This is a genomic window from Candidimonas humi, assembly GCF_019166065.1.
Lineage (GTDB): Bacteria > Pseudomonadota > Gammaproteobacteria > Burkholderiales > Burkholderiaceae_B > Candidimonas > Candidimonas humi.
On sequence record NZ_JAHTBN010000004.1, the window covers coordinates 333,335 to 346,794 of the forward strand.

At 65.9% G+C, this 13,460-nt stretch carries 12 protein-coding genes; 8 read left to right on the forward strand and 4 right to left on the reverse strand.

The window, feature by feature from the left end:
• Positions 1–36 precede the first annotated feature (36 nt).
• The 4 genes from prfA (at position 37) to KVP10_RS12165 (ending at position 2,966) form a co-directional block, all read left to right on the forward strand.
• The gene (prfA, locus tag KVP10_RS12150) at positions 37–1,116 is read left to right on the forward strand and encodes a peptide chain release factor 1 (RefSeq protein ID WP_217964853.1); all 1,080 of its coding nucleotides are present in this window, start codon (positions 37–39) and stop codon (positions 1,114–1,116) included.
• Positions 1,113–1,931 (forward strand): peptide chain release factor N(5)-glutamine methyltransferase, encoded by an 819-nt coding sequence (gene prmC / locus KVP10_RS12155; RefSeq protein ID WP_217964854.1) that lies wholly within the window; start codon positions 1,113–1,115, stop codon positions 1,929–1,931. Before prfA ends, prmC begins: the two co-directional genes overlap by 4 nt.
• 84 nt (positions 1,932–2,015) lie before the next feature.
• A complete protein-coding gene (gene grxD, locus KVP10_RS12160; protein WP_217964855.1) occupies positions 2,016–2,342 on the forward strand; it encodes a Grx4 family monothiol glutaredoxin in 327 nt (108 codons plus the stop codon).
• A 39-nt stretch (positions 2,343–2,381) separates the two neighbouring features.
• Positions 2,382–2,966 (forward strand): UbiX family flavin prenyltransferase, encoded by a 585-nt coding sequence (locus KVP10_RS12165; RefSeq protein WP_217964856.1) that lies wholly within the window; start codon positions 2,382–2,384, stop codon positions 2,964–2,966.
• 100 nt (positions 2,967–3,066) lie between these two features.
• Here KVP10_RS12165 and KVP10_RS12170 read toward each other — a convergent pair whose 3' ends face one another.
• The 3 genes from KVP10_RS12170 to folB form a co-directional block, all read right to left on the reverse strand.
• Positions 3,067–5,727, reverse strand: coding sequence for a mechanosensitive ion channel domain-containing protein (locus tag KVP10_RS12170; RefSeq protein WP_217964857.1), 2,661 nt, complete (start codon positions 5,725–5,727; stop codon positions 3,067–3,069).
• A 321-nt stretch (positions 5,728–6,048) separates the two neighbouring features.
• A complete protein-coding gene (gene ttcA / locus KVP10_RS12175; protein WP_217964858.1) occupies positions 6,049–7,101 on the reverse strand; it encodes a tRNA 2-thiocytidine(32) synthetase TtcA in 1,053 nt (350 codons plus the stop codon).
• Between the two features lie 5 nt (positions 7,102–7,106).
• Positions 7,107–7,466, reverse strand: coding sequence for a dihydroneopterin aldolase (gene folB / locus KVP10_RS12180; protein ID WP_217964859.1), 360 nt, complete (start codon positions 7,464–7,466; stop codon positions 7,107–7,109).
• A 91-nt stretch (positions 7,467–7,557) separates the two neighbouring features.
• Here folB and KVP10_RS12185 point away from each other — a divergent pair, with 91 nt between their 5' ends.
• A complete protein-coding gene (locus tag KVP10_RS12185; protein ID WP_217964860.1) occupies positions 7,558–8,526 on the forward strand; it encodes an NAD(P)/FAD-dependent oxidoreductase in 969 nt (322 codons plus the stop codon).
• A 28-nt stretch (positions 8,527–8,554) separates the two neighbouring features.
• Here KVP10_RS12185 and KVP10_RS12190 read toward each other — a convergent pair whose 3' ends face one another.
• Complete coding sequence (locus KVP10_RS12190; protein ID WP_376810966.1) at positions 8,555–10,420, reverse strand: M61 family metallopeptidase; 1,866 nt, start codon at positions 10,418–10,420, stop codon at positions 8,555–8,557.
• Positions 10,421–10,449: 29 nt separating this feature from the next.
• Here KVP10_RS12190 and KVP10_RS12195 point away from each other — a divergent pair, with 29 nt between their 5' ends.
• The 3 genes from KVP10_RS12195 to atpB all read left to right on the forward strand — a co-directional run bounded on the left by KVP10_RS12195 (position 10,450) and on the right by atpB (position 13,379).
• The gene (locus KVP10_RS12195; RefSeq protein WP_217964862.1) at positions 10,450–11,226 is read left to right on the forward strand and encodes an enoyl-CoA hydratase; all 777 of its coding nucleotides are present in this window, start codon (positions 10,450–10,452) and stop codon (positions 11,224–11,226) included.
• Between the two features lie 818 nt (positions 11,227–12,044).
• Positions 12,045–12,419: an ATP synthase subunit I gene (locus tag KVP10_RS12200; protein WP_376810965.1), complete on the forward strand. Its 375-nt coding sequence runs from the start codon at positions 12,045–12,047 to the stop codon at positions 12,417–12,419.
• Positions 12,420–12,500: 81 nt separating this feature from the next.
• Positions 12,501–13,379, forward strand: coding sequence for a F0F1 ATP synthase subunit A (atpB, locus tag KVP10_RS12205; protein ID WP_217964863.1), 879 nt, complete (start codon positions 12,501–12,503; stop codon positions 13,377–13,379).
• Positions 13,380–13,460: the final 81 nt, after the last annotated feature.

Below are 13,460 nucleotides of genomic sequence, written 5' to 3' on the forward strand. Positions count from 1 at the left end.
TTGTTTCCCCGCCTTTTGTTTATCCCCCCTGATTCTATGAAAAGTTCCATGCGTAACCGGTTGGAGCAGCTTGCCCACCGCCTGGTCGAGGTCGATGCCATGCTGGCCGAACCGGAGATCGCGGGCGACATGGAGCGTTTTCGCAAGCTGTCGCGCGAGCGCGCCGAGCTGGATCCGGTGGTGCAGGCCTTCAATACCTATGTCGGCGCGGAAGGCGACGTGCAGGCGGCGCAGGAAATGCTTGACGACCCGGAAATGAAGGCGCTGGGCGAAGAGGAACTGCGCACCGGCAAAGAGCGGCTCGAGAGTCTCGACGAGGAGCTCAAGGTATTGCTGCTGCCGCGCGACCCCGATGACAGCCGCAGCGTGTTCCTGGAAATCCGCGCCGGCACGGGCGGCGACGAGAGCGCGCTGTTCTCCGGCGATCTGCTGCGCATGTACATGCGCTATGCCGAGCGGCAGCGCTGGCGGGTCGAGCTGCTGTCCGAAAGCGGCTCGGAACTGGGCGGCTACAAGGAAGTGATCGCCCGCATCGAGGGCGAAGGCGTGTACGGCCGGCTGAAATTCGAATCGGGCGCGCACCGGGTGCAGCGCGTGCCCGAGACCGAGGCCCAGGGCCGCGTGCATACTTCGGCCTGCACGGTGGCGGTGCTGCCCGAGGCCGACGAGCAGGCCGATATCGTGATCAATCCTTCGGACCTGCGCATCGACACTTTCCGCGCCAGCGGCGCGGGCGGCCAGCACATCAACAAGACCGATTCGGCGGTGCGCATCACGCACTTGCCCACCGGCCTGGTGGTGGAATGCCAGGACGACCGCTCGCAGCACCGTAACAAGGACAAGGCCATGCAGGTGCTGGCTGCGCGCCTGAAGGACAAGCAGCAGCGCGAGCAGCACAGCAAGGAAGCGGCGCAGCGCAAGAGCCTGGTGGGCTCGGGCGACCGCTCCGAACGCATACGCACCTACAATTTTCCGCAGGGACGGGTGACGGATCACCGCATCAACCTGACGCTGTACAAGTTGCAGCAGATCATGGACGGCGATCTAGACGAACTGACCGGTGCGCTGCTGGCCGAGCATCAGGCCGAGCAACTCGCGGCCTTGGGCGAGGAATGACGCAGACCGTCAGGGCGCTGATGGCCGCCGGCGGCCTGCCGGGGCTGGAGATCCGCATGCTGCTCGGGCACGTGCTGCAGGTATCGCGAGCCTGGCTGATCGCCCATGACGACGAGCCCCTGGCGCCGCAGGCGGTGGCCCGCTACCAGGAACTGGCGGAACAGCGTCGCGAGGGCCGGCCCATGGCCTACCTGCTGGGGCGGCGCGAGTTCATGGGCCACGAATTCGAGGTGACGCCTGCGGTGCTGATTCCGCGTCCCGACACCGAGCTGCTGGTGGAAGCCGCCATCGCGGCGCTCGACGGCCATGCCCGCCCGCGGGTGCTGGACCTAGGCACGGGCAGCGGCGCCATCGCGGTGTCCGTCGCGCTGGCATGCCCGGGCGCGCAGGTGCTAGCCACCGATGCCAGCGCGGCCGCGCTCGATGTGGCGGCGGCCAATGCGCGGCGCCTGGGCGCGCGAGTCGAGTTCTGCTGCGGCGATTGGTACCAAGCCCTGCCTGCCGACAGGGTTTTTGACCTCATCGTCTCGAATCCCCCCTATATTGCGCGCGGTGACGCGCATCTGGGGCAGGGCGACCTGCGCTTCGAGCCGCAGGCGGCGCTGACCGACGGGGCCGACGGCCTGCGGGCGCTGGCCGCGATCGTGGCCGGGGCGCCGGCACGGCTGGCGCCGGGCGGCCAGTTGTGGATGGAGCACGGCTGGGACCAGGCGCAGGCGGTGCGCGGCCTGTTGGCCGCGGCCGGCTTCGGAGGCGTTGCCAGCCTTCGGGACCTGGCCGGCATCGAGCGGGTGTCCGGCGGCTCTATAATTTAACTTCTTATCGATGCGTTTTCCCCGGAATGCATGGTGCGAATTCCCGAGTTCCCGCACCGGCACTTACCAGCAAGCGAGACCAATATGAGCGACGTGCAAGAATTCATCCGCAAGACCGTGACCGAGAATCCGGTCGTGCTTTTCATGAAGGGAACGGCGCAGTTCCCGCAGTGCGGCTTTTCGGGCCGTGCAATCCAGATCCTGAAGGCCGCCGGCGTGACCAAGCTGGTAACCGTCAATGTGCTGGAAGACGACGAGGTGCGCCAGGGCATCAAGGAATATTCCAACTGGCCGACGATTCCCCAGCTATATGTGGGCGGCCAGTTCATCGGCGGTTCCGACATCCTGGCTGAAATGAGCGAAAGCGGCGAGCTGGCCACGTCGCTCAAAGAGGTCGGCGCCGTTGCCTGAGGCCTGGGCCGCCTGTAGCCCGGCGGGCGGTGCTTGCTCATGACGGCGCGCCGCCGCCTGGTGATCGGCGTCACCGGCGCCACCGGGGCCATCTATGCCTTGCGCATGCTGCATGCCTTGCGTGCGTTGCCCGAGGTGGAGTCGCACCTTGTGATTTCCCCCGCGGGCGTCCTGAACATCAAGTACGAATTGGGGCTGGGGCGCAATGACCTGCACGCCCTGGCCGATCACGTCTACAGTTTCCGAGACGTGGGTTCGGCGCTGGCCAGCGGCGGCTTTGCCACGGCCGGCATGGTCGTCGTGCCCTGCTCGATGCGCACGCTGGCCGCGGTGGCCCACGGCCTGTCCGACAACCTGGTGACGCGCGCCGCCGATGTCACCTTGAAAGAGCGCCGCCGCCTGGTGTTGATGGTGCGCGAGACGCCCCTGAACCTGGCGCACTTGCGCAATATGACGGCGGTCACGGAAATGGGCGGCGTCATATTCCCGCCGCTGCCCGCCTTCTACCATCATCCCAAGACGCTGGAAGAAATGGTCGACCACACCGTCGCCAGGGTGCTGGAGCTGTTCGATATCGCCGTCCCAGGCCCGCATTGGGAAGGCATGCAGGCCCCGGGCGACTGACAACGCCCGCGCCGGCACCGTCGCGGCCGGGCTTGGATGCCGGCGCCGGCTGCGGTGCAGCGAACTGCCTGCCGCATCCCGCAGCGCCCCGGCCTTCATGCTATGAGGCCGGCGTCTGCCCCGGGGCAGGCGCGGCGCCGCCGGCGATTTCACGCAGCGAGTCCACGACCCGTATGTCGGCCGGCGAGGCATAGCCGCTCTTGTCGCGGCCGAAATGCACCACGGTCTGCGGATAGGGCATCTCGATGCCGGCCGCGTCGAAGTATTGCTTGACCAGGCGGTTGAAGCCGCGTTGCACGGCCCATTGGTTGCCCGGCGTGGTCTTGATCAGCACGCGGATGGTGAAGCCCTTCTCGTTCAGCGCAGTGACCCCGGGGATGTCGATGTCTCCCAGGATTTCGGGCGCCAGCACCGGGTCGCGCATCAGGTCGCGAAAGGCATTTTCCAGTTGCTTGATGGCCTCGTCCACGCTTTCGCGGTGCGCGATGTTGTATTCGCCGTAGTGATAGCCGTAGTCGCGCGTGTGGTTGGTGAGGCGGTCTATGGTCGAGAACGGAATCAGGTGGTAGCCGCCGTCGAGCGTGCGTATGACCACTGAACGAATCGTGATCTTCTCCACGGTGCCGAACAGGCCGCACAGCTCGACCACGTCGTTCTGGTTCATGCCGTTTTCCAGTTGGATGAACACGCCGGTGATGACGTCCTGCACCAGTTTCTGCGCGCCGAATCCTATGGCCAGCCCGGCTACGCCGGCGCCGGCGATCAGCGGCCCTATGTTGATGCCGATCTGCGACAGCACGATCAGCAGCGTCATGGTGGCGATGACCACGGCGGCGGCATTGCGAAACAGCATCAACAGGGTCTTCTCGCGCTCGCTCGGACGGCGGCCGCCCGATGCGCCCAGCCGATGCTCGATGATGCTGGCGAGTATGGTCCATGCCAGCGCGGCCAGCACCAGGATGATGCCCACGTGCAGCAGCATGGCGATGGCCGCGCGTCCCGGCTCCGACTCGATCCAGGCCACCAGGTTGAATGCGTGCCAGGCGTCCAGCACCACCAGCGTCGACACCAGCAGGATCAGCAGCCTCAGGCTCTTGAGCAGCGCGGGCACGTAGGCGTTGAGCCGGTCTTCCAGCAGCGGCAGGGCGCGGCGCCAGTCGTCCGGCAGGCGGATGCGGCGCGCCAGCAGCGAGGACAGGATGACCGAGGCCAGCAGGCCCAGCAGTATGGCCGCCAGCGATTGCACGGTGGCCCGCGCCATGAAGGCCAGCGCCTCTTGCTGGTGGATCTGGCTGACGACGAACAAGGTGGTGAAGTACGCCAGCGCGATGTAGTGCCAGGTGCGGGCCAGTACGCGTGTCAGGGTGCCGAATACCGCGGCACTGGATTGTTCCGCCTGATGCATCAGGCCGGCCCGGACCGCGTGGCGGTTCTTCCAGATGACGCGCATGGCGTGCACGTAGACGAACAGCATGATGATCAGGCCCAGCAGGCGGCCCACCGCGCTCGGGAACAGGGCGTCGGCCACCGGCACCACCAGCAGCAGGCCATAGCCGGTCAGCGAGATCAATACCGCCAGCCAGCGGTTCCAGTAGCCCGCCGTGGGCGAAGACAGCGGCAGCAGGCGCAGCTTGGGATATCGCGTGGCAAAGACGCCGCGCGACAGCGCCTTGACGCTTTCCACGAGCACGAAGGCCGTGAGGAACTGCACCGCAAACAGCGATTTTCCGGGAACGGAGCCAGCCAGAGCCAGTACCGCGACATAGGCGGCAAGGGCTGCCAGCAGCGTGGCGGCCAGGTCGATCACGAGCGCCGCAAGCACGCCCAGCAGCTTGCGGCCTGGGGCGAGCGTGGTGAAGCGCCGCAAGCGGCCGTGAGCGCGCCTGGACGCGGGCGGGCTTCCGAGGCCGCCGGTTGCGGAAGAGGGGCCTGCTTGTTGCGTGGCCTGTGCGGCGGCTGCCGCAGGGGGCGTGGTGGATATGCCGGGGGCCGTCGCGATGCCGGCCTCTGCAGCGGCGGCCGGCGAGGCTTGCGCGACGGGTTTTTCGGCGCTGAGTATCCAGGCGTCCAGGCGTGCGAAGCCGCGCGCCGCCACGATGCGCAGGATCAGGTAGGCGACCAGGGTGGCGAGGATGGCCGCGGCCAGCACATCCAGGGCCGGCAACCACTTGTTCAGGCTGCTCAGCCTGGCGTGGCCGCTTAGCAGCGCGCCGGCCGCGGCGGCGGTCCCGGCGAGATTGGCGGCCAGCTCGTCCGTGAAACGTTCGATGCCCGTGGCCAGTTTTTGCGCGACGGAGTCCGTGCGCGGCCCGGCCCCGGAGCTACCTTGTTGTGCTTGCGCGGCCTGTGCGTCTTTGGGAGTGGCCGGGCCTTGCTTTGGGGCCTGGCCTGGTGCTTGTCCGGAGCTCGCGGCTCGATTTGCCGCCTGGGCCGGCGTCCCATTCGTGCCCTGGCCGGAGGCCTGGTTGGCCGCGGCCTGCTCTTGCCCGCCAGCCAGGGCGCGCAATTGTTCGATGATTTGTTCGCGGGTCCGGCTGTTTTCCAGCAGATCGGCCAGCGCTGCGTAGGATGGGGCCACGTTTTGCGCAGGGGGCGCCGCCGTGGCCTGCGCGGCAGCCGCCTGCGAGGCGGTATATCCCGCGGGACTCGCGCGCGCCGAGGGCGCCGCCCATGCCAGGGCGGCCAGCAGCGCCAGGATTATTGCTATTGTTCTGTGCCGTAGCGGCGTGGATGGGGTGCTCGTGTCATGGTTTTGAGTCATGTCTACGATCACTAATTCACCTCCTGCTGGATGCTATGGATAAGGGCGATGGGATGTGATTGCGCCGCCCCTGGATGGCTGGGCTGCCGAGCCAGTGCGGCAGCCGGAATCGGCAACGAGGCTGTTGCGCGGCGGCGCGTGGGCCGCGAGCCCCCGCCTTGCGGCTTCGGGGCTTTGGACTTCAGTTACAGGGTAACACCTGAGCCCCGCGCTGTCAGGCGCGGGAGGGCGTGGCGGATGCGCGAGGCCGGCCGTGCCGGCTCGGGGCCGCAGGCGCGAGCTGCCGTGGGCTGGTGGTGGCTGCCGCGGCCCGCGCTGCGTTCAGCGCAAGTCGGTCATCATCACGACGCGCGGCGGCCGTGCGCTGCTGTCGGCATTTTGCGTGCTTTCGGTGTTTTGCGCTGTGCCGCCCGAAAGCACGGCGGCGCCGGTATCCGCTTCCGCGTCATCGGGCTGCCGCGCCTGCCAGTCCGGCGGCAGGTCGGGGAAGGCTTCCTGGTCGAAGGCGGTATCGCCGTTCGCATCGGCGACCCCGGAGACCTGCAGGCCGGCAAAGTCGAACAATTGCCGGTCCATCAGGTGGGTGGGCACCACGCGCGACAGGGCGCCGAACACGTTCCAGGATCGGCCCGGGAATTTGCGGTCCCATTCCGCCACCATGCGGCTGACTTCCTTGCGCTTGAGGTTTTCCTGAGAGCCGCAAAGATTGCAGGGGATGATGGGGAACTGCTTGAGCTGCGCGTAGGCGATCAGGTCTTGTTCGGGTATGTAGGCCAGCGGCCGGATGACGACGTGCTTGCCGTCGTCGGACACGAGCTTGGGCGGCATGGCCTTCATGCGCCCGCCATAGAACAGGTTCAGGAAGAAGGTGCCCAGGATGTCGTCGCGATGATGGCCGAGCGCGATCTTGGTGGCGCCCAGTTCGGATGCGACGCGGTACAGGATGCCGCGGCGCAGCCGCGAGCACAGCGAGCACATGGTCTTGCCTTCCGGGATGACGCGCGTCACCACCGAGTAGGTGTCCTGCGTCTCGATGTGGAAGGGCACGCCCAGCGCGGTGAGGTAGTCGGGCAGCACGTGCTCGGGAAAGCCGGGCTGCTTCTGGTCCAGATTGACGGCGATGATATCGAACCTGATGGGCGCGCGGCTCTTCAGCGTCAGCAGTATGTCGAGCAGGCTGTACGAGTCTTTGCCGCCCGACAGGCACACCATGACCTTGTCGCCGTCTTCGATCATGTTGAAATCGTTGATGGCGCGGCTGGTCTCGCGCATCAGGCGCTTGGACAGCTTGTTGGCGTCGACGCGCTGCTTGTGGGCGCGGCGCCGCAGTTCGTCGGGGCCGGGTTCGGCGGGGATGGGGCTCGATGCTTGCATGATGATCAACGGCTGCGTTCGATTTCGATGCCTACGGCTTCGCAGTCGGAAAAGGCCAGAGGTTTGCTGATGCGGATTCTAACCCGGCGCACATCGGGGAATTCGCGCATCAGCCGTTCCGCCACCTGTTCGATCAGGGTTTCGAGCAGGTTCACGTGCCTTTGCGTGCATTCTTCGACGATGGCGTTGCGCAGCAGGCGATAGTCGAGCACGGTGCTGATGCGCTGGTCGTGCACCTGCTGTGTGACGTCGACGTCGAACTCGGCATCCACATGCAGCGGCTGGGTGGCCCGAAGTTCGTGCTCGAGGATGCCGATGCGCGAATCCAGGGCGAGCCGGTTGAAGAAAATGCGGCGGGTGGGCATGGAGGTCCCCTTGTTCTGATGTACGGATTGTAGTGCTCGCCGCAAGGCTGGCTACAATTCCCCTGATTGAATCCGGAAGCGATAAGGCGCCATGCAAGAGCAGAACAGGGTATACGATGCGGCCATCGTCGGGGCGGGCCCCGCGGGGGCCTCGTGCGCCGTGTGGCTGGCGCGCCTGGGGCTGGCGCCCGTATTGCTGGACGCCGCCGGCAGCGTCGGCGGCCTTTGCCGCCGCAACCCTTTCCCGGAAGACTGGAATGCCAGCCTGCCGGGGGTGAGCGGGGACCAGGTGGCCGACAACCTGGCGCGCAGCCTGGAACTGGCCGCGGTGCCGCTGCGGCTGTCCTGCCGCGTGCGGCGCATACAGCGGGAAGGCGGGCAGGCCAGCGGGCGGGAAAGCGCCGGTTTTACGGTGGCGTGCGACGATGGCTCGAAGCTGTCCTGCCGTCACGTGGTGCTGGCCTCGGGCGTGCGGGCGCGCGGCCTGCCGGGCGCCGTAGCGGCCCCTGCCGGCCGCATCCTGGTGGGGCCGGGCGAGCTCATCGTGGCCCAGGACTTCCGTGGCCTGCACGTGGCCGTGCTGGGCGGCGGCGACAATGCCTTCGAAAACGCGCTGTACGTGGCGGGCCGCGGGGCGGCGAGCGTGCGGGTGTATGCCCGCCATGTGCGCGCCCAGCAGCAATTCGTGCGCCGCCTGGCGCCGCAGCAAGTGGCCGTGGGCCCCTACCAGGTGGATCCGGCATTGCTATCGGTCGACGGCCGGGCATATGACATGCTGCTGGTGTTCTACGGCTGGGAGCCTTGCGTGGATTTCACCGACGGACTGGATCTGCGGCACACGCCCGTGGGCTTCATCGCCACCGACGCCGCCACCGCGCAGACCAGTTGCGATGGTGTGTATGCCATAGGCGAGGTGGCGCAGCGCCAGCATCCTTGCGTGGTCACGGCCCTGGCCGACGGCGTGACGGCGGCCAAGGCGATACAGGCGCGCATAGAGGGCGGCGATGCCGCGCGTGGCGGCACCGGCATGCCCGCCGCGGCGGGTGGCTGGCATTATTGATCTTTGGCTACGCCTGGGTCTGGGCTGGTCAGGCTGCGGCTTGCGCGGCAGCCCCGCGGTCGGCGAATTCCAGTGCGCATTCCGTAGGCGCGGGCGCCCGCAGGATAAGCGGGAAGGCGCGCAATTCGTCGCCGCGGAAGGCATGCACTTGCACGGTGTCGCCCGGCCGATAGGCGCGCAGCAGCGCGTCGAGTGTGGCTGGTTCTCCGACGCGCAGGCCGCCGATTGCCACCAGCACGTCGCCGGCGGACAGCCCAGCGGCGTGGGCGGCCCCGTTCTCGTCAACCGTGGCGATTTGCGTCTGGCCGTTCTGCGCACGGCTGCGGATATCCAGCGCCGGCGTTTCCGACGCCGCTTTCCAGGACATGGCGATGCCCTGCTGCGCCAGCAACGGTTCCAGCGGCACGTCCTGGCGGCCATCCACGTAGCGTTCGATGAAGGGGGCGATATTCACGCCGGTGGCTTCGCGCACCAGCCTGGCCATGCCGTTTTCGGGCACGCCGCGGCCCGCGCCGCCGCGGTAGAAGTCGCGGCCATAGCGTTCCCATAGCAGGCGCATGACGTCGTCCAGCGTATGCGCGCCGCCGGTTTCGCGGCGGATCAGCAAATCCAGGCCCAGCGCTACCAGCGAACCCTTGGTGTAATAGCTGACCAGCGCGTTGGGCGAGTTCTCGTCCTGCTTGTAGTAGCGCGTCCAGGCGTCGTACGAGCTTTCCGCCACCGACTGCTTGTGGCGGCCGCTGCCGCGGTGCACGGTGCTGATGGTCTTGGCCAGCATGCGCAGGTAATCTTTGCGGCCTATGACTCCTGCGCGCAGCAGCATCAGGTCGTCATAGTAGGACGTGAAGCCTTCGAACACCCACAACAGGCGCGTGTGGTTCTCGCGGTTCAGGTCGTAGGGCGCGAAGGCGGCCGGCTTGATGCGCTTGACGTTCCAGGTATGGAAATATTCGTGGCTGAGCAGGCCGAGGAAGGTCTGGTAGCTTTCGCCGGGTTCGCTGCCTATGGTGGGCAGGTCGCGCCGCGCGGCCATGAGGGCGGTCGAGGCGCGGTGTTCCAGGCCGCCGTAGCCGTCGGCGGTGACCGTCGTCATGAATACGTAGCGGTCCGTCGAGTCGAGGAACGGGGCGCGCTTGCTGGACGGTTCGAACAAGGCGATCTGTTCGGCGCAGATCTTCTGCGCATCGCGCGCGATGCGTGCAAGATCGAGATTCGGCGCCGCGCCGGTGAACACCAGTTCGTGTTCGGCGCCATGTGTGCGAAAGCGCGTCACTTGCGGCGTGCCGATCTCGACCGGGTAGTCTATGAGCGCGTCGTAGTCGGGTGCCCGATACATGCCGAAGCCATGGCGCCTGGCGGCCTGCGGATGGCCGTCGGCCGCGGGCAGGCTGGTATAGACCTTCCAGTCGCGGCGGTGTGTGGCGGGCTCGATGTGCAACAGGCAGGGCTGGTCGGTCTGGCCCTCGACGGCGAGGAACAGGCTGGCGCCGTTGAAGAAGGCATGCGACTGGTCGAAGTGCGCGCCGCGCACGGACAAGTCCCAGGCATAGACGGTGTATTCGATGACCAGCGGCCCGCGGCAGGGCTCGCAGCGCCAGCTATTGTTGCCGGTCTTGCGCACCGCCAGCGAGCGGCCGCGACCACGCGTCGTCTCGCCGTTTTCGGCCCGGCCGTTCGCGGCCTGGCTTCGCGTGGCCCGGCCTCGAGTGGCCCGCAGCGTTTCGACCTGGCGCGAGAAATCTCGAATAAGATAGCTGCCAGGGATCCAGGCGGGCAGGCTCAGCGTTTGCCCCCTGGGATCGGGATGCAGGATTTCCAGCCGTACGGCATAGCGATGCCCCGCCGGATCGTGCAGGCCGAGGCTGTAAAGTATCGATTCTTTTTTCATCGCAATATCTTACCCTTACCCGTGCAGGAGACGACATGAACGCACCACTGGTAAAAATCGAGACGCGCGGCCGAGTAGGCCTGCTGACCCTGGACCGCCCCAAGGTCCTGAATGCGCTGAGCAACGAGGTCATCGACGAGCTGGCCGCGGCCATGCAGGCCTTCGATGCCGACGAGGGCATAGGCGCCATGGTGCTTACCGGCAACGAAAAGGCATTCGCCGCGGGCGCCGACATTGCCGCCATGAAAGGCTGGACTTTCCAGGACGTGTATTCGCAGGACTACCTGGGCCACAACTGGGAAGCGCTCAAGCGCATACGCAAGCCCATCATCGCCGCGGTCGCCGGCTACGCGCTGGGCGGCGGCTGCGAGCTGGCCATGCTTTGCGACTTCATCATCGCCGCAGAGAATGCGCGCTTCGGCCAGCCGGAAATCAAGCTGGGCGTAATCCCCGGCTACGGCGGCACGCAGCGCCTGCCGCGCGCGGTGGGCAAGGCCAAGGCCATGGACCTGGTGCTGACCGGCCGCATGATGGACGCGGCCGAGGCCGAGCGCAGCGGGCTGGTGTCGCGCGTGGTGCCGGTCGATCGCGTGCTCGACGAAGCCATCGAGGCGGCGACGATCATCGCGGCCATGTCGCTGCCGTCCGTGATGATGGCCAAGGAATGCGTGAACCGCGCCTACGAGTCGGGGCTGAATGACGGCCTGCTGTTCGAGCGGCGCAATTTCCACGCGCTGTTCGCCACCGAAGACCAGAAAGAAGGCATGTCGGCCTTCGTCGAAAAGAGAAAGCCGGACTTCAAGCATCGTTGATTCGCGATGCCGCTGCCCGCCGCGCATGCGTCGCCGTATCGCGCGCCGCGTGTGTGGCGGCGCAATTGCGGCCCCGGTCGCGCGGCTCGTAGCTCGTAGCTCATAGCTCGCGGCTCGCGGCGGTGGCTGTGACTGCTGCGGTGGCCGTAGCCACAGCCATATCCGTAGCCGTGGCATTAACGGTGACGGATACGCCGTTGTTTATGCGCCAATCCGCCCGGCGGCCTCACGACCATTGCCGGCTGACAAGTTGCTTAGCGTTTCAAAACCACGCTATACTCTTATAGTTTGACGCGATGGATATGGGCGGTGGGTTTTAACAGACGCGGCCTGGCATCCAGAAGTGCATGGCTGCCCGTGGGAAAAGGGCGGCGGCAGATGTAACTTAGAAGTACACGGCAGTAACACAGAAAAGTAACGCAGAAGTACCCAAGCAGCGAAGTTCGGCAGTAAAAACACAGCAGCAACACAGCAAGCAGCACAGCAGCAAAATTACGTAGCGGTGCAGTATCAGCGCGAGAAGTACATTGGCGGGCTCACCCGCAAGCGGCGGGCCGGTCGGCCGGGGCTGCGGCGGGTGTGAACGGCGAATAGCGTAGCGCCCGGCAAGGGAAAATAGGGGGCCGCCGATAGGCGGACTCGAGGGAATTGCGAGGGCGCGAGCCATAGCGGGATCAGATACGGAATCGGGGCCAGGCACATCCAGTCATAGTGAAAGCGCGGGTTTGAATCCGGCTTTCGGGCTAGAAGGGGCGCAGTCGCTTCCGGTAGCCGAAGCAGAGGCCAAATCCGAGCTAACTGAAGTCGAACGCACCGCCCTGGTGATCGGGGCCGGGCGCGGGGTAGTGCGGACTTTACTGGCCCAGGCTGTCATGGGTTTGCTTGCCGTGGCGGTGTCCTGGGCGGTGGCGGGTCCGGCGGCGGGATGGTCCGCCTTGATCGGTGCGGGGGCTTATTTTGCTCCCAACGCTTTGTTCGCCGCGCGCTTGCTTTTGGGCCTGTATGGGCCCGGCAATGCCAGCCCGCTTACGTTCTTCCTGGGCGAGGCGTTCAAGCTGGGTGCCACCCTGCTGTTGCTGGCCCTGGCGGCCCGATGGGGTCGCGGCTGGCTGGTCTGGCCGGCGCTGCTTGCGGGGCTGGTCTGCGTATTGAAGGGCTATGTGCTGCTGTTCGTGTGGCGCCGGCCGCTGTAGTGTCGGGATACAAGATTTCGAGCGTTGCGCTCACAGGTTATATACAAGCTAAAACAGGCTAACAGAAGGGTAAGGGTTCAGATGGCTGCCAGTGAAATTTCGCCCCAGTCCGAATACATTCAGCACCACTTGGTTCACTTGAGCAATATCGGCGGCAACCAGAAGGCCATCGCCGATTTCAGCGTCGTCAATTACGACTCGCTGTTCTGGTCTATCCTGATGGGCCTGATCGTGGTGTACTTCCTGTGGCGTGCCGCCCGTGCCGCGACTTCCGGCGTGCCGGGGCGCTTCCAGGTGGCCGTCGAGATGCTCGCCAACATGGTCGAGGAAGAAGCGAAAAGCATCGTTCCCAGCGCAGTGTCGCGCCGCTTCATGTCGCCGCTGGCGCTGACCGTTTTCCTCTGGATCACGCTCATGAACACGCTCGACCTGGTTCCGGTCGATCTGCTGGGCTGGGTTTTCCGCAGCACCGGCCTGGGCGCGCATCACGGCGATGTGCTGTATTACCACCGCATCCTGCCGACCGCCGACCTGAACGTGCCCCTGGGCATGTCGCTGGGCGTGCTGGTACTGATGTTCTACTACGGCATCAAGATCAAGCATCCGGTGGGCTTCGTCAAAGAACTCTTCACTGCGCCCTTCCATGCGCATGGCATTCTCGGCATCGTGCTGATTCCGTTCAACTTCCTGCTGAACGTTATCGAGTACCTGGCCAAATTCTTTTCGCTCGGCATGCGGCTGTTCGGCAACATGTTCGCCGGCGAACTCATTTTCATGCTGATTGCCCTGCTGGGCGGCGCCTGGACCGGTTTCAACGGCATGAGCCTGGGCATGGGCATCGGGCACGTAATTGCCGGTTCGGTGTGGGCGATCTTCCACATCCTGATCATCCTGTTGCAGGCTTTCATTTTCATGATGCTGACTCTGGTGTACGTGGGCCAGGCCCACGAAGGCCATTGATGGTTTTCCTGCCGGCCATGGTGGCCGGCAGGAAGCGGGTTTCGTCCTCCGGGACGCAGTTTTTTTCTTTGACTTTTTGAT

Bases quoted from the DNA above. Each gene is read 5' to 3' on its own strand.
- grxD (WP_217964855.1), top strand. From the start codon at position 2,016: ATGAGCGACGTGCAAGAATTCATCCGCAAGACCGTGACCGAGAATCCG.
- KVP10_RS12185 (WP_217964860.1), top strand. From the start codon at position 7,558: ATGCAAGAGCAGAACAGGGTATACGATGCGGCCATCGTCGGGGCGGGC.
- KVP10_RS12170 (WP_217964857.1), bottom strand. From the start codon at position 5,727: ATGACTCAAAACCATGACACGAGCACCCCATCCACGCCGCTACGGCAC.
- folB (WP_217964859.1), bottom strand. From the start codon at position 7,466: ATGCCCACCCGCCGCATTTTCTTCAACCGGCTCGCCCTGGATTCGCGC.
- atpB (WP_217964863.1), top strand. From the start codon at position 12,501: ATGGCTGCCAGTGAAATTTCGCCCCAGTCCGAATACATTCAGCACCAC.
- ttcA (WP_217964858.1), bottom strand. From the start codon at position 7,101: ATGCAAGCATCGAGCCCCATCCCCGCCGAACCCGGCCCCGACGAACTG.
- KVP10_RS12195 (WP_217964862.1), top strand. From the start codon at position 10,450: ATGAACGCACCACTGGTAAAAATCGAGACGCGCGGCCGAGTAGGCCTG.
- prfA (WP_217964853.1), top strand. From the start codon at position 37: ATGAAAAGTTCCATGCGTAACCGGTTGGAGCAGCTTGCCCACCGCCTG.
- prmC (WP_217964854.1), top strand. From the start codon at position 1,113: ATGACGCAGACCGTCAGGGCGCTGATGGCCGCCGGCGGCCTGCCGGGG.
- KVP10_RS12165 (WP_217964856.1), top strand. From the start codon at position 2,382: ATGACGGCGCGCCGCCGCCTGGTGATCGGCGTCACCGGCGCCACCGGG.